The organism is Fibrobacterota bacterium, from assembly GCA_019509785.1.
In the GTDB taxonomy this organism is placed as follows: Bacteria; Fibrobacterota; Fibrobacteria; order UBA11236; family UBA11236; genus Chersky-265.
In genome coordinates this window covers 1-19,921 of record JAEKLQ010000094.1, presented here as the reverse complement: position 1 = coordinate 19,921, position 19,921 = coordinate 1, and the positions used below count along the sequence as shown (strand labels likewise).

The following is a 19,921-nucleotide window of genomic DNA, read 5'->3' as shown; positions in this document are numbered from 1 at the left end:
CGGTGGGCGATTTGACCTCGCTTCGGTTCGGGGGCTTGGAGGGAACGCCCTGGTCCGGAACCTTGGACGATATCCGGATCTACAAGCGCGCCCTGACCGCGGCCGAAATCGCTAACATCTTCGCCCAATAGGATCCGGTTCTTTCCAGCCGAGGTGCAGCATGGATAACCGCGATATCATGCGTTTTTGCTTCGCGGTCCTGTTTCCGACGATTACCGCGCACGCGATCCTGTTGGGCGGCGTCGAAGTGCCCAAGGATAAGTTCATCGTGTACCTGTGCATCGGCCATTCCAATATGGCGGGCGAGGACCCCGCGCATTCCGACGGGGTCTCGATTCCCCATGGCTGGAACTACCAATGGTATTCGACGAAAACCTGGGTGCTGGCGAAAGAAACCCCGGGGGCCATGCAAAACGGATTGTCGGGTAACGGCAGCGGCGGACCGAGCATGCCCTTTATCAAGGCCATGGCGGCGGCGCATCCGGATTATTACTTCGGCATTATCAACGACGCGAGCCTATCCTCAACCTGCCGCGGCACGAACACCGGACTCAACGTCTCCAATAATCCCGCGGACCAGAATCGATTTTGGAAGGGGGCCACGCTTTATCAGCAGTTGATCACCGCCGTCAACGACACCAAAAGTTACGCGACCTTCGGCGGATTGATTTGCATGCTTGGTTTGGTCGAAGCGACGCGCACGAGCGATACGGTTTGCAATCGCTTTTCCGACGACATTACGCAAATGGTCACGGATTTCCGGACGGATATGGGATTGCCCAATTTGCCTTACCTCGAAAGCGAATACGAAGATGGCGCCACGGGGATTTACGCGCTCACGAAACCGTGGCCCGCCATCATCCAAGCGCAAATAAAATTGGTCCCCACCAAGCTGGCGCTATCCGCGACCATCAACACCGTGGGCATCGAGATGATCGACCCGGAACATTTCAACGCCACCAATGGCCAGCCGGAATTCGCCAAACGGGTAGTCGCGATGATTAATTCCAAATCCTGGTTCCCGCCGCCCACCGGCACTACCGCGATTGCGGTGCCGCCGTTCAGGAACGGAAAAGCCAAGGCTGCGCTCCTGTATCCGCTCCAAGCGGTTCAGGAGGGCGTGGAGATCGGCGGGGTATTCTACCAGATAACGGGGAGGGAACGGCGTCTTCAACGGACTCGGTCGATGCCGTCGGATTCATCTCTTCGGTGAAAGTCAGCTTTCTTTTCGTGGTGCTCTTTCCCTTATAGCCCCATTCCCGCAATCAGGTCTCTGTCAACCCTAAGCCATCGTCCAACCCGTAAACCAACGGTGTGCGGGGCGCTTGCGTGTCTCTTGCATTTAATCGAGACGCATGTGACCGATACTTAGAAAGCGGCCGCGTTGTACCTCTCGCAAGCCCTGGAGCCGCCGGCCTTTTAGAGACCATTTTTCTTGCCGAGGCAACAATGTCTTGAGCCACTCGGACTCCGCATCCTGGCAAATCCGGCCAGCCTAGGGCTGAAGCGTGCAGAGATCGTAAAGCGTGACACTCGGAATTCGGAGGAATACTGGTAATTGAGGGTTCAACCTGGGTATAGGGTGGCCCCTGCGGAAATATCCTGAAAAGAGCACGCTTTCCTTTGACCACCGGAATTGGCCGAGCTGTCGTACCGGCTTATACTGAAAATTCGGCAAGACCGGTATGAGTAAAACGGATTCAAGAGTAGATGCGCTTCGTCGCCCCCAAGCTACACTTCATGTGCAGGAACCGGAGTTCCGTCGGAAACGGTCCCGAGCCATCGGTAATCCCGATTAGATTGAGACTATTCAAAAATCAGCACGGCAGATAATTTAGAGGTCAGATATGGAAAGAATATCCGCAAATTTAAATAGTGCTGTGCCGAGTCACGAAACCCCTTCCGCCGTTCCACCCGGCATTTTCCGCAAAAGCGGGAGGAGGAGCGCGGCGCCGAAGAATGTCCAGTTGGATTTAAAAGTGGGGATCCGTGACATTCGATCACAATTAGAAATCTGCGGCGTCTTCGAGGGATTCCTTGCGATGCTCAAAGGAACCAAAGCCGACCAGGCTCGAAACATGGGCGCGGCGCCAATGACGAACGAGTGGAACAGCCGATTGGAAAGGGTCGTAAGCAATGGTGACAAATCATTCCGATCCTGGCACCTACATGGCTTCGTACTTCCATTTATCCGCTATCTCAGGTCATACCAGGAGAGAACCGGCCGGTTTCCCTTCAAGAAGCCCCACGTCGAAACCCTTTACGAGACCATCGTTCAACACGGGCTGGATGAAGCTGAATCTTTACGTCCCATGCAGGAGGTAATGAACGACCTTTATGACGGCTTCCTGAGCGAGGAGGACCGGAAAGCTGCGGGAGGCATCAATCCGCCGGACCCGCATTTCTTGCCACCACTCGCAAAGTGGGACGATGGCGGCGAGCCGCCGTTTCCCTTCACGGTCGACAAGGAGGCCATCGCCATCTACGGGGTCAAATCGACCGTCATTTCAATGCCCAGGGCGTTTTCCGGGGGCTGCATCTTCGGATGGGCCTCAGTCGCCCACGAGACCTGCGGCCACGCCATTTTGGGAGCCTACCCGGGCTTGCACCTGGAGTTGAAAAGTCAGGTGAAAAATAGCCTGGCGCATGACCTGAAAGGGTTGGGTCGGGCTGAAGCGCTATCGCAATATTGGGAGGAGAAATTCGAAGAGGGCGTTTCGGACGCGTTGGCTGTTTTGAACCTGGGGCCGGCAATGGCCATCGGATTCATCGGCGCCTTCAGGGGACAGCGTGGGGGATACCTCGCCGCCAACGGATTCAGCCGGAAAAATGAGCGCTTGAGCGCAAAACCGGGCGAAGGCCCTCATCCTTCCGATTTCTTCCGCGTACACCTGCTGGTAGCCATGGTCGGAAACCTACGCTTCAGTGGCAAAGAGTATTGGATGAGGGCTTTGCGGGCTGAAATCGAGAAGGATTTTCCGGGCGGATTGGACATCGGATTCGGCGATATGCTGGTAAGCAAGAAATTGGCGCGGGTTTCAGCCGAAACCTTTTCCCGAGTACTCGCGACCAGCCCCATGGAATCCCTCGGTGGCCACGCGCTAGGCAAACTGCAGAATTGGAATGACAGCGATGAGACCAATGTCTCGGAAGTCAGGGAAATGCTCCGTGACGGGATTCCGGCAGGGATGGAGATGAAGAGAAGCCTGTACGCGGCCCATGCCCTTGCGGCGGCCATCACTCAGCAGGCCAGCCGGGACAACCGGACGCCCAAGGAGATGATATTTCAACGTCTGATGCAGATCCTGAACGGCCTAGCCGGCCAGTCCAAATACCTTTCCACTTTCACCCAACCGCTACCAAGGAGTCATAATGCCGGTACCAAAGAAAACAAACGCGTCCAGACTGATGATTTTCATGAAAAAGGTTATGAAGCAAGCTCCTTTGCAAAAGCAATTCATCGCTAACCCTATTAAGGTGATGCGGGAGTACGAAATCCCCCCGTACCAATACGTGGCCGTCGAAGCGTTGTTCAAGTCGGAGAAGAAGCTGAAGAAGAAGCGTGGCGAGGACAACGAATGGTTCTGGTAGGCGACGCGAAATGGGAGATCGAGACGACCTTCCGTTTCGCGCGTCCCCGTCTCCCTCTGCGTCTAATCGGCAGGGACGCGTTCTCCGCGGCCTCAAGGAGGGCTTATTCCCTTCCCGAAGGCTCTTCCGCGTATTTCCTGGAATTCCGGATGGCCCCGGGCGATGAGCGGGTCGATTTCGGAGTCCGGTATCGATCGGGGGATCTCGACGATTACGTGCGCCTTGGATGGATGCAGGAGGATTGGCATCGGCAATGGGCGCTCGCGGGCTGCGAAGGAGTTGGAACGGTGATGGCCGCTTGGCGAAGGCCCGGTTCCGCCTTGCGCGCCTTCGTGCCCCACCTTTGGTTGGAAATGGATGAGGCCCGGCTGGATGGGCGGACATTTCCTGGATTCTTGTTTTGCGTCGATACCGGCATGCTTCAGCGACGGGACAGGGCTCGCAAGCGCGCGCTTGGGTATGTCGAGTTGCTTGGAATAGCGCAGGAAGCCGCTCGGGCCATCACTGGATCCCCCCTTCCGGCGGTTACAGCGACGGCTCTGCGAAAGTGCGCCGAGGCGCTCCCGCCCGGCGGACGCATCCATCATATTTCCGCCATGCCATCGCGGATTCCCGCTGCCTGGAAGGTAAACGTTTCTTTGCCGAACGGCTGCCTACCTGCGTACCTGGATCGCATCGGTTGGCCGGGGTCGAAACCGCGACTCGATGACGTTTGCGGTGGCTACGAGGAGTTCGTCCGCTCGGTGAAAATCGACGTGGGGATTTCCGAGGGTGTATCGGCGAGCCTCGGATATGAACTGACTCCTTTTAATTCCTCCCCTTTCGGAATGATCGCTGCCGGCTTGCGTCTTGCCCGGGAGGGAGTCGCCGACACCGCCAAAGGCAAAGCCTTTTCCACATGGACCGGGCAATACAGGGGCAAGGAAGGGGTGACCGGGATGCCGATTAAACTGGACAGGGTTTCCGGCTTGAAAATTTCCCTCGGGGAAGCCGGTCCGGTTTCCAAGGGCTATCTGGGATTCTATCCCGTCTTTTCACTAAAGTAAAGGAGTCCAGCATGCGCGGCACGGAAAATTTCGAAGCTCTTTTTCTCGGTCCTCAAGGCGAGAATGCCTCGAAGTTGATGGAACTGACGGCCCTGGCCATCAAGGAGGTCGCCGACAATCGCCTTAAGTTCGGCTCAGAGCCGCATGGCCAACGCCAGGAGAATGATCCTAGCAACTTATCCAATCCGGATGGATCAAAGGAAGTGTCTTTGGGATACAAAGTCACCGGTGATAGGTTGACATCCGAGCTGGCTTTGCTAATGGCGTACCTCAAAAAATCGGTTCCCGCTTTCAGCCCGCGCTACCAGGCGCACATGGGGTGGGATTTGCTGCTGCCTGGCCTGGCTGGAAATTTCGCCGCCATGCTCTACAACTCCAACAACGTGGCTTTCGAAGGTTCACCGGCCACCACCATCCTGGAAATGCTTGTCGGATTCGATTTGTGCCGAATGCTCGGCCTGAACGCGCGTCGCAAGAAAATGCCTTGGCTCAACACCGGGGAAGAGGAAGAAACCATCATGCCCTGGGGGCACCTGACCGGTGGCGGATCTATCTCGAATATCGAAGCCCTGTGGGGGGCACGCAACCTGAAGCTCCTTCCCCTGGCGATCAAAATCACTTTGGATGGGCTGGAGGCCTCGGGCGCGCAAGGCATCCAGGCCGCCCGTGACATCCCGGTTACCTGGAAAGACACCACCTGGAGATTTGGATCGCTGGGCGTATGGGAATTGTTGAATCTGGAAATGGACGAAGCCCTGGCCCTGCCAGCGAAAATATCGGGCTTATTGGACGCAGGTCCTCTTCAGGCCGCGGAACGCTTTAACAACGCGCTTAATTCGAACTCGATGAAAATGAAGTCGCTCCAGTTTTTCGACCGCTATTGCACGAAGCAAGCGTCAGATGTGACGTTCGAGCCCAAGATTTTTTTGCCTGGAACCAAACACTATTCCTTTGAAAAGGCTGCGGGCTTGCTCGGCCTTGGCCAGGAAAGCATCGTGACGATTCCCGTGGCCTATCCGCTGGCCCGCATGGACGTAGCCAAATTGGAGGAAGGACTGCGGAACTGCCTCGATAAAAAGATGCCGGTGTTGGCCGTGGTGGCCGTGGTAGGAAGCACCGAAGAAGGCGTGGTGGATCCGCTTCGGAACATCCTTGACCTCCGCAAAGCCCTGCGGAAAGAAGGTTTGGATTTTTCGGTGCACGTCGATGCCGCCTGGGGCGGATATCACGCCAGTCTGTTGCGTCAGCCTTTCGAAATGGATTGGGCATTCCCCGTGGCGCCGGTGGATCCACCGCTAGGCGGATGCGCTCCCCAGCGACGCGCTTCACAATCGGCCCCGGTCATCGGCCTGGGGGCGGAGTCCACCAGACATTATCTTGCCCTCGCGGAGGCCGATTCCGTCACGGTCGATCCCCATAAGCAGGGGCATATTCCTTATCCGGCGGGAGCAATCTGTTACCGCAATTCCGCCATCCGCGACCTCGTCAAATTCAGCGCCCCGGTGTTGGGCCCGATCATCCCCCAGGGTATCGCGCAGGTTTCGGTGAAAACCGACGAGCTGGTGGGCGTATTCGGAGTCGAGGGTTCGAAACCCGGATCGGGAGCGGCCGCTGTCTTCCTCGCCCATCGTATGCTCCGGCCCGACATTACCGGGTTTGGCCGCCTCATCGGCATGGAGATGTATCAGAGCAAGCTGGTATTCGCCCAACTTGTGGTCATGGGCACCCTCAATCCTGATGTGCGTATCGTTCCACTAGGCGCGCCTGCGAGCCTGGAATTGTGCGGCACAATCTTGGCGCTTGACGGCAGTCAACCGAACGTCGACCTGTTGGCAAAGATGGCGGAGATCGGTCCTGACTTGAACGTGCTTTGCTATCTCTTCAATTTTAAGCACGATGGCGCCTTCAACCAGGATCCCGATTTGCTTTTCTATTTCAATCAGGCGATTTACGGCCGTTTGAATTTACGGCCGGGAAAATACGAAACCTGCAATCTCATCCTCAGCCGCACCCTTCTGAGCACCGATAGCTATGGCAACGATTTCATTCTGTCTCTGCTCAGGGAGTTGGGGTTTCAAACGCCGGTGCCGCCGCCATTCTTGATGGCGCTGCGATCGACCGAAGCGAACCCCTGGCTTACGAATGACGTGAATGGGAATCTTTATCTCTCGCGTTTCCGGACTTACATCATGGATGCGGTCGACGAGGCCCTAAAGGAGGTAAAAAGAATGCAGACGGCGCTTTCCGATATCCGTAAGGGATTGAAAGAGCAAGGTTCCTGGCTGGCTGGCGCTCCCCTGGCCTCAATGCTTTCCAAGGTGGGGATTCTCGACGTGGAATTACTGAGCCGGAACGATGCGAAAAACCTCGAGAGCGGTATTTTCCGCCTAATAGCGGTATCCACCCAGGCCGACAGCAACGATGCGCTTCCGCGCGAGGCCTTGGATCATTTCAACGACATGCCGGTCTGATTCGAACGCAATGCCAGTGCTATCCCGACAAAGATAGGGTACAGGAACTCAAGCGCGAGTTCGAGATTCTGAGCGACCTTTCACTGGAAGGTGTTCTAAGGGTGGTGGCCTTCGAGCCGCAGATAAAGAACCCCGTGGTGCTCTTTGAAGATTTCGAAGGCATTACGGTGGCGGAGGCCATGCTCTCGGAGAAGCCAGATTTATCGTATTTCCTGCAATTCGCGTCTAGCATCGCAGCGGTACTGGCCAGGATCCACGCCGCTGGCGTCGCCCATTCCGGCATCAACCCATTAAGCATTCTGGTGTCTCCGGACTATCGCCAGGTGCGGCTCACGGATTTCTGCCACTCGTTTTCTCGTTCGGAAACCACAGAGATCAAGGCCAGTCTCATCCCTGAGGAACATATCGCTTATATCTCACCGGAGCAAACCGGGCGGATGGGTCGAGCGATGGACCATCGCACGGATATCTATTCGTTGGGCGTCGTGTTCTATGAAATCCTAGCTGGCGAAGCGCCGTTTCGCGGCAAGGACGAGGCAGAAATGATTGCAATGCACTTGGCCTTGCAACCCATTCCATTGCATGAAAAAAATCCCACAATACCCCCGGTGCTTTCCGACATTGTGATGAAAATGATTGCCAAGTCCGCGGACATGCGCTACCAAAACGCGAAGTCGTTGCGGACGGATCTGGAAGTATGCTTGCGTCATTGGGGGGAGTCGGGGGCGCTCCGCGATTTCGCCATTGGAAAGCTGGATGGGGAGGAACGCCTTTTCAATCCCAAGAATTTGTATGGGCGCGAACGGGAGCGGGAAATCTTGGCGCAAGCCTTTCAACGTGTCCAGGCTGGCAAAAAGGAATTGATTCTAGTTTCCGGTTTTTCCGGATCGGGAAAAACCTCACTCCTGCTGGACTGGAAATCGCGGTTGCCGAGGCCGGGATCCTATTTCGCGGGAGGCAAATGCGATCAATCCGGCCAGGGCCGGCCTTACGGCGTGGTCGCTGACGCTTTCACGGGACTGGTGAGGCTGCTGCTGATGGAAGACGCCAGCAAGCTTGCCAAGTGGAAATCCGCCTTTGCCCTCGTTCTCGGGAATTCAGCACGAGTGATTGCCGACCTCGTTCCTGAGCTGAATCGGTTGCTGGGCCCCTCTGCTGAACTTCAAACCATGGGGCCTAGCGAAGCCGTGAACAGGCTCCATTATCTTTTCGGGGAATTGGTTGGCGTTTTTAATCGGATGGGATTCACTCTGGTCTTGTTTCTTGACGATTTGCAATGGTCGGATCCCGCCTCGGTCGATCTTCTCAAGTCGCTGCTAACCGGTCCGGCCGTGGGGCACTTCCTGGTTATCGCCGCCCATCGCAAATCCGAGATGAAGGCGGAACACCCGTTCTGGCCCGCATTGCTGCAAATCAGGGAGGCTGGAGTCCCAGTTACGGAAATCGAGGTCAATCCCCTGCCCTTCCGCCCGGTCAACCAACTAGTCGCAGACATGTTGGAATGCGACGCTGATCAGTCCGCGGGCCTTTCCCAGATTGTCCTCCAGAAGACGCACGGAAATCCTTTTTTCGTGATCGAGTTCCTGAAAATGCTGCACGCGAAATCGTTTCTCCGCGTCGCAGCTAATCATCCGCTTCCGAATCCAGAAACTTGGGCGGGAGTCGGACGGTGGTCATGGAGTCCTCTGGCGATCCGCAACTTGCGGAACACGCAAAACGTCATCGACCTGATGTCCGACAGAATCAAGGGGCTTTCTCCGGAAGCCCAGCGGGTATTGACATGCGCCGCGTGCCTGGGAAACCGCTTCAGCCGCGAGGCTCTCGCCATCGCACATGCGCAAGGGGATGTTGCGCGGATCGCCTCTTCCCTGGGAGAATCTGTTGGCGAGGAGATGCTGGTGGAAGATGGGGATTTCTATTCCTTCCAGCACGATCGAATCCAGCAAGCGGCTTATTCGTTAATACCCCCTGGGGAAGCGGCGGCGGTCCATCTTGAGATTGGCCGAAACCTACTGAAGCACCTCGGGGTGGACGTTCCGGAGGCGTCGATTTTCGAAGTGGCGAAGCATCTCAATTACGGAATGCGTCTAGTCACATCAGAGGAGGAAAGACTGGAGTTTGCCCAGGCCAACCTGATGGCGGCACGCAAGGCCAAAAATGCCACGGCTTACGCCGACGCCCTAGAATATTTCAACTATGGCCTAGGATACCTGCCGACGGATGCGTGGCCCACCCATTTCCGGCTAGCGCATGCGCTGCACATGGGGCGGGCGGAATGCGAATACCTGAACATGGAATTCAATGCGGCTGAAGTGCATTTCGAGGATTTACTGACTCGATCCAGCGGCTCCCTGGACAAGGTGAGGGTCCTGGAGACGCGGATGCGGATGCAGGAGCATTTGCTCCGGCATGAGGAGACCGTGAAGGTTGGCTTGGCCGGTCTGGCCTTGCTGGGAAAACCCTTGCCAGCAAAGCCGGGGATCGTGGTCATGCTCGCGGAAGTGGCCCGCGTGGGAGTCATGACTGCGCTCCGCAATTTGGAAACCCTTGGAGAAAGGGAAAGCCGCTGGACTCCCGAGGCCACTTCGGCGATGGGCATCCTCACCTGCCTCTGGTCCACTTCTTTCCTGATGGCGGACGTTACGCTGAACGGGATGGTGGTGATGAGGATGCTGCGGATGAGCCTTTCCTTGGGCAACTCCGAACGCTCTCCCATCGCCTACATCTGCTACGGCGTTTTTCTCAGTTCCGTGTTGCGGCTGCCCGGCCCGGGACATAAATATGCCGAGCTGGCGATGGATCTCACGGAGCGCCATACCAACCCGTCCATCCGTGGCAAGGTACTTTTCATCTATGCCTGCTTTTTCAGCTGCCGCCGATTCCCTCTCGATATCACCCTCACATACCTGGAGGAGGGTTTCCGAAACTGCATGGAGGCCGGCGATCTGATTTACGCCGGTTATTGCCGCGACGTAGTTATTTACGTCATGACGCTGAACGGCTCGTCCCTGGATGAGATCCAGGCGGAAGCAGAAAAGCTCCTCACCTTCGGCAAGACCATCGAGAAACGCAAGAGCCTTGAAATCGTCAATGTAGTAGGGCGATGGGTTAGGATGTTGCAGGGGCCGGTTTCCAGCTGCATGGAGCGATTGGATTCCGGCCTCTCTTTCGCGACTGGACTTACGGTGCCGATGGAGCGGGGTTTCTTCCTACTGCTCGAGCTCCAGTCATTCGTCCTTTTCCATCGCCACCACGAGGCTCTTGACGCTTCCTTACGGTTGGCCGGAAATCCTATCATCGATCCCTCCGGCGGATTCTGGCCGCTTTTCTGCTGCTACCGTTCCCTGGCACTAGTGACTTCGCTGCCCTACGCGGCTCCTTCCGCCAGAAGGGACATGCGGCGCAAAATCGCCGCCGACGAGCGCCTTCTGCGAAAATTCCATTTGGACTGCCCGGAAGGTTATGGCCACATGCACAACCTCCTAAAGGCGGAAATCGCGCGGATAGATTGTAAAGCCGCGAGAGCCGAGGAGGCCTACGCCCGGTCCATCGACATGGCGCGCGACAACGGTCGCATCCATTTCGAAGCACTCGCCAATGAGCTGGCCGGCCGCTTCTACAAGGCCGGTGGGAGGCGCGCCGCTGCCTCCGAACACCTGAATGAAGCCTATCATGGCTATCTACGATGGGGCGCCGCCGCCAAGGCCATGGAACTCAAGGCGGCCCACCCCGAAATCACCTTTGGATCAGGCGCCGCCTCGGGCGGCCCGGCGCTGGGTTGGGCGAAATCAGCCGCGACGGCGGGGGAATCCCGCATACCCATGGACGCAAAAGCGATCCTGAAGGCGTCTCAAGCGATTTCCGGGGAAATCGTCCTAAGTCGGTTGCTGAAAAAGCTTCTGAAAATCATCTTCGAGATCGCAGCGGCGCAGCGGGGGTTTCTCATCCTGGACCGGAGAGGTTCCCTGGTGGTCGAAGCTGCCGGCGACATTGAAAAACCGGAGGTCGAGGTCCTGCTATCCATTCCCTTGATGGAATGCCGCGACCTTTCTCATGCAATCGTAAACTACGTGGCCCGCACCGGGAAAAGCCTGGTCCTGGCGGATGCCGCCCGCGACAGTATGTTCGGCGGGGATGTCTATATCGCAGAACGCAAGCCCAAGTCGATCCTCTGCATGCCGCTCCAGAACCTGGGAAAAATGGAGGGCCTGCTTTACCTGGAAAACAATCATATCAGCGACGCATTTACTCCGGCGCGGCTTGAGGTTTTGGAATTGCTGTGCGGGCAGGTGATTATTTCACTGTCGAACGCCAAGTATCATACCCTACAACTCGACCTAGTCCAGGCGAAGATTAATCCTCATTTCTTGTTTAACGCGCTCAGCTCGATCGCCGAACTCATCTTAACCGACGCCAGGACGGCCGAAAAGGCCATTGTGAAGTTGTCGAACCTGTATCGTTACATCCTCATGTCATCGGAAAACCAGCTGGTGAACCTGGAACAGGAGATGGAGGTGGTGAAGACCTACCTCTCGCTCGAGAAGATGCGATTTGGTACTAGGCTTGATTTCAGTGTGACAACGGATGGCGATGTCAGCCGCGTTCGGCTGCCCGGGCTGTTAATCCAACCTCTGGTAGAAAACAGTATCCGTCACGGAATTTTCCACAAGATGGGAAAAGGTATGGTCCGGGTGCATGCGGATATCGGCCCCGAGGAGTGCCGCCTCGTTGTGGAGGACGACGGGGAGGGGGTGCAGAAACCTTCCACCGGCACCGGTTTTGGGCTGAAAAGCGTGCAGGACCGACTTAATTACGTTTACGGGGATGCGTATTCCATGGGCATAAGCCGTTCGCCGGGGTACCGCGTGGAAATCTGTATCCCCATCCTGGAGGCGAAATGAGATTTCGTGCCGTTCTGGTCGAGGATGAGGAATCCTCGCGAAACCGTCTGCGCCGCCTTCTGGAAGAATTCCACGAAGACTTGGAGATCGTTGGCGAAGCCGCTGACGGGCCGGCGGCGATGGCCATAATTAAATCGGCAAGACCGGATTTGCTGTTTCTGGACATCGGCCTTCCGGGAATGGACGGGTTTGAAGTGCTGGAAAAGCTTGAACGCCAGCCCGTTGTTATTTTCACCACGACGCACAATAATCGCGCACTTGAGGCATTCAAGACCATGGCGGTGGATTACCTGCTGAAGCCCATAGACGCTGACGCGCTCAAGGGCTCCATTGAGAAACTTAGGGCGCTCGGTTTCAACCAGGGACAGTTTTCCCGGGCTATCCAAGAATTAATGGGTGCCCTGGGGGGCCAATACATTAGTCGAATCACATGCAAGATCGGCGACAAACTCGCCATCGTGAAGACGGCGGAAATCATTTACTTCCATTCCGAGAACAAATACACATCCATCCATACCAGCAGCCGGGAATTCCTGGAAGATACACCGCTCGTGGAATTGGAAAAAAAACTCAACCCCAAGGACTTCGTGCGCATCCACCGCTCCACCATCGTCAACATCTCCTGGATCGCCGAAATTCAGAAGCTCTACGATGGGAAGATGAAAGTGGTAATGAAAGACGGGAAGGCCACCCAGCTCTTTGCCAGTCGCCTCTTTGCCGATAATCTCCGCAATCTTTGAGTCCGTATTCCCTCTACCGGTCTAAAATACTTCCGACTCCAATTCAATTACTGCGATACATACCGAAAACGTTTTTTTGCATCCCCACCCACCGTTTATCGGGATGGCTTTCATGCTAAGCGCCTCACTCCTGCACCACGCTGAGATCCCATAGGTCCTCGGCTTTGACGAAATTGGGTCATTCCGGACAGAATCCAGAGGTAGTCGACTTAGGGTTGGTCCGGAATTCTCGCCGAACATGAGGCATGTTACGGCTTATCCGCCGCGGTCGACGCCTTGGTAGGCGCCGACTTCGGCGAGAACTGGACGGCCGGCGGGGATCCGCCCGTGAAGCATCTTCTCCGTTTTATTTACTTGCGTCTTGGACTTGCGGCGTACACCGACTCAAGAGTATTTCTCAGTCCCGATCGCGGCGCCAACTGGTAGCCATTAGGGGACTGGGATCCTGCCGCGGATGTGTACAGTATCTACTCCTTCAACATTCGCTATCAGGGTCCCTGGAACCATTGGACGACCGGTCAAATCCCGTGCGAACTGATGCGCGTCATGAAGATCTGTCATAGGAAACCTGAGGTGAAAATGACCTCAATTTCGCCCTCACGCCAGAACGGAGCCCGCGGCTCCGCCGCCTCCCGGCATCACGGTCGCGGCCGCCTCTCCCGGCCGGATGCGACCCAATCCGTAGGGTAGGCGGCCTTCCCTGCGGCCGCCTGGAGTCGGATTCGCGTCGCTTTGGCCCGGGGATGCGGGCGAAGCCACCGTGGGCGCTGTGCCTGTGGGCGGAACCCCTGCTGGCAAAGCCGCAGTCGGATTGAAGATCCCCGCGATGAAACCCGCCAACTCCGCCGCCGTCGCGGCCTTCCCGCCCGCGCGTTTACGCGCCTTGAGGAAGAACAAAGGCAGTTGGGTCCACACGGCGCCGGGACGCGGATAGCCTTTGACGATGAACTTGTTCTCGTCCGGGCGGATGCTTTCGGGGGAGGTGGAGGTGTTGTCCCGTTGCAGGAGAACCTCGTCCATGACCTGGTATACTTCCTTGCTTTCCTCCGTCATGCCGCAATAGTCCAGCATCTGCGCCAGGACGTAATTGGTGGCGATCCACACGTCCTTCCCCTGATCCGATGCCACTTCCTTGCCGTCGGCCGTGCGCTGGGTCGCCCAACCGTTGGTGACGCGGTTGTTCTCGTAGATGGTCTTCAGGATCATCCGGACCCGGGCCGGATTGAGCAACTCTTCCGGGGCCTCGCCCATGGCGATCCAGGCCCAGAGGCCGTCGAGTTGGTTGGCGAAGACGTCGAAGCTCTTATGGGCCCGGAGCGCGTTGAATACCGTCCCGCAGTCGGAGTAGGTCCCTGCCAGGCCCGCCTCCGAGAGGACTTCCCAGAACTTAGCCTGGATTTCCCCTTGCTCGACGTAACCGTTCCGCTCCAACTCCGCGTAATCCGACGCAGCCTGAGCGAGGATTTTACGCAGCTCGGCGTAAACGTTAGGCCTGCCCGCCACCGCGTCAATGCGCAGGGCGTCCGCATCGGGCAGGGCTTCGAACGCGGCCCGATCGATGGCCCCGGTTTCCTCGTCGATGTAACGGTAGCGGGCCAACTGATCGGCGATGGAACCGGCCTTGGCGCCCGCTCGCGGGAACAAGGCCAATTCCTCCGACCGGAATTTCGGATCATAACAGGTCGCGAAGTACCCGCCTTCGGACCCGTCGGCGCCGCGGGTCTTGACCCACAAGGTCTCCGTAGTCGCATGGGCTTTGGAGAAGCGCGCCTGGAAATCGGCGATCTGCGCGCGCAGGTCGCCCCGCTCGCCCTCGGTCGCGGCCGCGGCCAGGAGCAACTCCGCCATCCGGATCATAGATTTGTATCCGGCTAACGCCATGCTGGCGCTATAGGAATCGTAGCCGAACAGCTTTATGTTGTCGAAGGTGTTCTTGACCTCTCCCGGGTTGCCTTCGGGAATGCCGTCGCCGTCCCGATCGAGCCCGACCCAGTAAGCGAAGCCGGTGCGCAAGGTCGCCCAATTCCGGGCCACGAAGGCGATGTCGTTGGTGAGTTTGGCGTCGCGGGCCACGCGCTGGGCCAGCTTGGGGAAGAGATCCACCCAATAGTTGGTGTTGAACCAATCGTATTCGCTGACGTTGCCGCGTAGCGGGTTTCCCGCGGTCAGGCGGCCCACGTCATGGCTGACGCTGCCCTTGAGCTTTTTCGGGCCGCGGATATGCGTCAAGGATCGGTCGCGGTAGCCATGGCGTCCGTCCCCGATGTCCGCTTCGTATTCCAGATATCCAAAGCGGCCCGCTTGTCCGGGCTCCAAAGCCTTGCCGGAGCCTACGAGGGCCTTGAGGCCGCGCCACTCCTCGTACTCGACCCGCATTTGGGCGCTGGCGGCGTGCCAGTGGAAATGGGTTTCGCTATCGTCCTGGTCCCCGATCGAGTCGATGAACTTCTGGCAGATGGCTTTCTCCTTGTCCGGGAAAACCATCAGCATCAACAGGGAATACCAATCCACGTCCGCGGAGTTGAGGAAGGGGTAGTCGAAACATTCGAGGAAGGCGGCAGCGCCGTCGGTCCAGATGGCGGCGTTGGCCAACAAATAGGAGAGCTCGTTGAGAAGCAGGTTGACCACGCGCACCGCGGCCGGGCGATCGTCGGCGTATTCCGGATCCTGCCGCACGATCGCGAAGACCTGCGCCTGGATGGCCTGCGCGCGCGAGATCCAACGGGGATGTTCCTTGAGGGCCCACTCCACCATGGCGACCGCGCGGTCGTTCGCTTTCGCCCCGGAAAAGCGCCCGGTATAGGCGCGCGGGAAGGATTTCCCGTCCACGTAAGCCTGCCGCGGGAAATCCAGCACGGTGGCGAACGGGATTTCCACCTTCGCCCCGGGAGCGAGCTTGACGGTCACGGCGATGGCGGCCCCGCATTCGAAGGTGGCTTCCGGAGACTTGCGGGCGGTGAAACGGCCTTGGACGTCGGTGAGCAGATCCGTCTTAAAGGCCGCGGTCCGGAATCCGAGTTGCACGTCCACCGCGACCCCGGGGATTACAGGCACCGCGATGGCCATGCGATCTTCCGATCGCGTGCTTCCCATGACGATGCCGAGGCCCCCGGCGGATCGGAACGATTCATGCGCGTGATCGCGGGTCGCGCCTTGGCTTCCGAAGGCGTTGTCCTGTTCGGCCCGCAGCTTCTTCTCGGCCAGGTTCACGAACGAAGGCCTGGGTAACACCAAGGTTACCGTCCGCGCTTCGGGGCCGGCATTGGACAGTTCGAACCGATCCACCGTGGCCGGCACGGTCACGTCCGCTTCGCTGCCCGCCAGCTCCGGCGACACCGTGGTCCTCACGATGCGCACACCGTCCATCTCGTAGCGGGAGATCATCAGGGGCGGGGCCAGGGTGACCGATACCGATTCGTCGGGCAGGGAATCCGGATACGCCTGGGGCTCCTCCCCGCGCTCGTCTTCCTCATCGCGTTTCAGGTTGGTGAGGAGCCGGGTGGCGGTTTTGCCGTCCCGGGTGATGCTGATGATCGGGGTCGAAGCGAATCGCATCCGTTTGCCGAAGCGGATCGATCGGCCGGAGTCGAGCAGGTGATTGACCTGGCCGAAAGGGGAGACGCCGGTAGCCAAGGTGGGCGCGCCCGTCACCACTCCCGTGGGCGGGAAATCGAGCGTCGCTGAAAGGCCTTGCGCATGCACCCCCATCTTGCGGAAGAGGTAAATCATCTTGGCCTGCGCGCCATCGAGGGTATGCAGTTCTTCCGTCTTGAGGGGGCCGCGGTCCTGGGCCTCGATGGCCGCGGCCCGGCGGGTTTCGCTTTCCCGCTCCATGCGGGCGAGGAGCGGTACGGCGGCCGCGCCGATGCGGACGATGATCTCAGCTTCGCTCCGGCCGGCCAAGGTGGCCATGGGAATGAAACCTCCGGTGGAAGGAACGATGCCGGCGGCGGAAAGCCCGTCGACAAGCACTACGGTTTCGGGACGGTCGCCGCGTTCGACGCGAATGCGGCAAGTGATGCCACGGAAAACGCGCAGTGCGGTATAGCCGGGCCATCCGGCGGGAAGCACCGGATCCACTATCAATCCGTCGAGAGCGGGACGGATGCCCAGGATATTCTTCGCCAGGGCCTGGTTGACCCAGGAGACCGTGCCCGAAAGCCAGGGATTGCGCGCGAGGCCCGATTGCGGATGCTCGTCGCTGGCCATGTTCTGCACGAACACGTCCGGTTGGCACTCATAGACCTTCGCGTCCTGCTTAAGCGGAAGGATGCGATCGATGATCCGCACCGCCCGGTCGCCGTTGCCGAGCATGGCTTCGGCGATGGCCGCCCACGGATTGGGATGCAGGAAGACGCCGCCGTTTTCCTTGAGGCCGGGCGCATAGGTGGACGCGCTGATGCCGGGCCGGGTCGCTTGATAGGCCGGGGTCATGACCTTTATGCCATGTTCGGTATCGAGCATTTCCTGCACGGACCGCATGGCGCGGGCCGCGCGATCGGGCGGGGCGAAGCCCGCGATCACCGCCCAGGCCTGGGTGTAGAGGTAGATCTGCCCTTCTTCGTTGCGCTTCGATCCGAACGGCTTTCCGTCCTTCCCGATGTAGCTGACGTACCAGTCGCCGTCCCAGGCGTTCCGGTTGATGTTCTTCTTGATGCGCGCGTAATCCTCCGCGTAGCCCCGGGCCGAGCGCCCATCGCCCAGGAAGCCCATCAGATCCTGCATCTCCAGCAGGGCCTTGCCGTACAGGCAGGCGCTGAAAACGGACTCGGCCCCTTCCATGTTGAAGGCATCGTTCCAATCGGCCCAACCGAGTTTGGGCAGGCCGTGCCGACCCAGGTTTCCCGCCGTGAAGGCCAGGGCCCTATGCAAATGCTCGAGAACCGGCCCGGACTTGGCTTCGCCCGTGCCTTCGTCATAGTAGGGTATGCTCTGCTGCAGGAAAGCGAAATTGCCCGTCTCCTTGACGTATTCGATCACGGCCAACACGTTCCAGAGATGGTCGTCGCTGTAGTAGTCCTGATCCGATCCGGGATGGCCCTCGCCGATGGACGCCTTCATTGTCAGCGGGTTGAACTGATGCATGGAGGAGCCGTCGTAACGCTGGACGCTGAGGAGCCGTTCGATCATCTCCCGCGCCTTCTCCGGCATGTAGGGGAGGACTCCCATGAGATCCTGGTTGCTGTCGCGCACCCCGATGCCCCGGTCGCCGCCGTAACCCAATTGGTTGAGGGAGAGGTAACGCGACCAGAAGAAGGTGGCATGGTTCTGCCGCGGCCCCAGCACGTTGATGACGCGATCCAAGGCGGGGTCCGGGGTCTTCACTTCGCGGAACCCATCGAGGTAGGCGCGCCAGTTCCCTTGGAGTTCCCGATACGCCTCGTCCACCCGCGCCGGATCCCGGAAGCGGGCGATGGACTCGGCCATGTCCGTGGCGCCGGAGGCTTGACCCAGTTGCAGGACGAGCCGCGCTTCCTTCCCGGGGTCGATGGTTCCCAGCCGGTAGAGGATGGCGGCGATGCTATTGCCGTTGTCGGCCCGCGGCGCTTCGTAATTATCGAGGCTTTCGTCGAGAAGCCCATCTGGCGCGGCGAAGGTTCCGTATCCGTATCGGCCCAGGAAATGGTTCCTATCGGTGGTGAATGAATCGAAGGGGCGGTCGCCCGCCAGGAAGTTGGCGCGCCGGCCTTCCGCCATATGCGGATATTGGATGATGGCCTCGCCGACCGCCTTGCCCTTCATGGTCTGGGGCACCCAATCGGCATTGGTGAGATTCTTGAGCGCGTCCGGGTGGGAGAATTCCACCAGCGGCGCCAAGTCCAACTTCGTACCGGGGGGCGCCGAAACGTTGCGGACCTTAACGTCGATGATGGCCTGGGACGCGCCGGCCGGTACGAAGATCACGATCTCGAATTCATATCCGTGCATGCCCACGAGCCAGCGGGTGTAGCCGAGGCCCATCCTGCATTCGAAGCGCTCGAAGGAAGTCAGGGTAGGGGTGAAGAAGGGGGAGAAGATGGCGCGTGCGCCATCGGGCGCGGTGGTCCGGGCATAAAGGGTATTGCCGCGCGGAGCGTTCTGCGGGGCATCGATACGGTAGCTCGTCACGCGGTTATTGGCGGGATCCTTTTTGCAAACGTTCATGCCGCCGGTTTGATCGACGAAGCCCCCGAAGTCGAGCGTCCCGATATAGTTGATCCACTTGGTGGGCGTGCGCGGATCGACGACCACCAGTTCGCGGCGCGCGTCGTCGTAATGGGCGAACGGGTTTCCGTCATTGCCGGCGGGGATGGAAAGGGCCGGAGCGGACTCGTTTTTCGGGGCTTGGGTCTTCATGGCTGCGCGTGTCCTTGCGTACGGGAACCGGGGGAGATTAGGTAATTAAAAGCCCGATTTCAACGGTGCAACGGCGTCCCTGCGCTTCCCGGTCCGAATGCCGGTATCAGGCCGCGCGGAAGCGCGTTTGATAGCGGCGCAGCCTTCGCCCGTGAACGTTCCCGGCGGATTTTCGCACCAAGTACGGGGTTTTGATTTGCACGCCTGCGTCAACGGGATGGCGTACGCCGCCAAGTCACCCAATGTTCGGAGGCGGTACTGGTCTGATCGGGCGGGATCCATTGCTGGAACGAATCCGGCGTGGCCGCGCGGATACGGGCCACATACTCGGAATTCGAATCCAACGCATAATCCGTGGGAACGCCGGCAGAATCATAGTCTACTTCGTGGGCTCCCGTAACGACCAGGAACGATCCCAATTGCGACCAGGTCGCGCTGTGAAACTTCCAGAGAAGACGGCCGTCCTCGGAGCGCCCATCCTCATAGGGACCGTTCCGGGCCAAATCCATGTATGCCGTCGCTGAATGCGTTTGTGCGCTGTCTACGTAATCAGGATAGGTTTCCGTGAACGCATACTTGCCGTCGGCGACTTGCGCCGGCTCGATCCTGAGATATCGCACCCAGCGGACGACGGGATAATAAAGACCCGAATCACGGGAGACCTCCAAGCGCTCGAAGCCATCCTCGGATATCCCGCGCAGGTAGGACGTATCGTTCGGTAAGGTGTCCCACCCGTCGAACAGGTAGCTGTAGTGGGCGAACCGTTGCAATCCTGATTTCACGATCAGCTGCCCATCACGGGATTCCCAGATGCCCTTGGTGATGTCCCAAGCGGT

The 19,921-nt window shown here is 58.7% G+C and carries 10 protein-coding genes; 8 read left to right on the top strand and 2 right to left on the bottom strand.

Annotated elements, in window-relative coordinates:
- Positions 1–11 precede the first annotated feature (11 nt).
- The 8 genes from JF616_22750 (at position 12) to JF616_22715 (ending at position 12,749) form a co-directional block, all read left to right on the top strand.
- Entirely contained in the window at positions 12–131 is a 120-nt protein-coding gene (locus JF616_22750; protein MBW8890583.1) for a hypothetical protein, read from the top strand.
- A gap of 29 nt (positions 132–160) precedes the next feature.
- Positions 161–1,213, top strand: coding sequence for a hypothetical protein (locus JF616_22745; GenBank protein MBW8890582.1), 1,053 nt, complete (start codon positions 161–163; stop codon positions 1,211–1,213).
- 634 nt (positions 1,214–1,847) lie between these two features.
- On the top strand, positions 1,848–3,467 hold the full coding sequence (locus JF616_22740; protein ID MBW8890581.1) for a hypothetical protein: 1,620 nt from the start codon (positions 1,848–1,850) through the stop codon (positions 3,465–3,467).
- Positions 3,430–3,591 (top strand): hypothetical protein, encoded by a 162-nt coding sequence (locus JF616_22735; protein MBW8890580.1) that lies wholly within the window; start codon positions 3,430–3,432, stop codon positions 3,589–3,591. The genes JF616_22740 and JF616_22735 overlap by 38 nt, the downstream gene beginning before the upstream one ends.
- Positions 3,579–4,637 carry a hypothetical protein gene (locus JF616_22730; GenBank protein ID MBW8890579.1) on the top strand — a complete coding sequence of 353 codons (1,059 nt, stop codon included), beginning with the start codon at positions 3,579–3,581 and terminating at the stop codon, positions 4,635–4,637. Before JF616_22735 ends, JF616_22730 begins: the two co-directional genes overlap by 13 nt.
- Positions 4,638–4,648: 11 nt before the next feature.
- A complete protein-coding gene (locus JF616_22725; protein MBW8890578.1) occupies positions 4,649–7,108 on the top strand; it encodes a decarboxylase in 2,460 nt (819 codons plus the stop codon).
- A 104-nt stretch (positions 7,109–7,212) separates the two neighbouring features.
- A complete protein-coding gene (locus JF616_22720) occupies positions 7,213–12,009 on the top strand; it encodes an AAA family ATPase (protein MBW8890577.1) in 4,797 nt (1,598 codons plus the stop codon).
- Positions 12,006–12,749: a response regulator transcription factor gene (locus JF616_22715; protein MBW8890576.1), complete on the top strand. Its 744-nt coding sequence runs from the start codon at positions 12,006–12,008 to the stop codon at positions 12,747–12,749. Before JF616_22720 ends, JF616_22715 begins: the two co-directional genes overlap by 4 nt.
- A gap of 597 nt (positions 12,750–13,346) precedes the next feature.
- On the opposite strand, the gene JF616_22710 is transcribed toward JF616_22715, so the two are convergent.
- Positions 13,347–19,085 carry a hypothetical protein gene (locus tag JF616_22710; protein MBW8890575.1) on the bottom strand — a complete coding sequence of 1,913 codons (5,739 nt, stop codon included), beginning with the start codon at positions 19,083–19,085 and terminating at the stop codon, positions 13,347–13,349.
- Positions 19,086–19,294: 209 nt separating this feature from the next.
- The coding region (locus tag JF616_22705) for a hypothetical protein (protein MBW8890574.1) at positions 19,295–19,921 on the bottom strand (627 nt) is incomplete at its 5' end.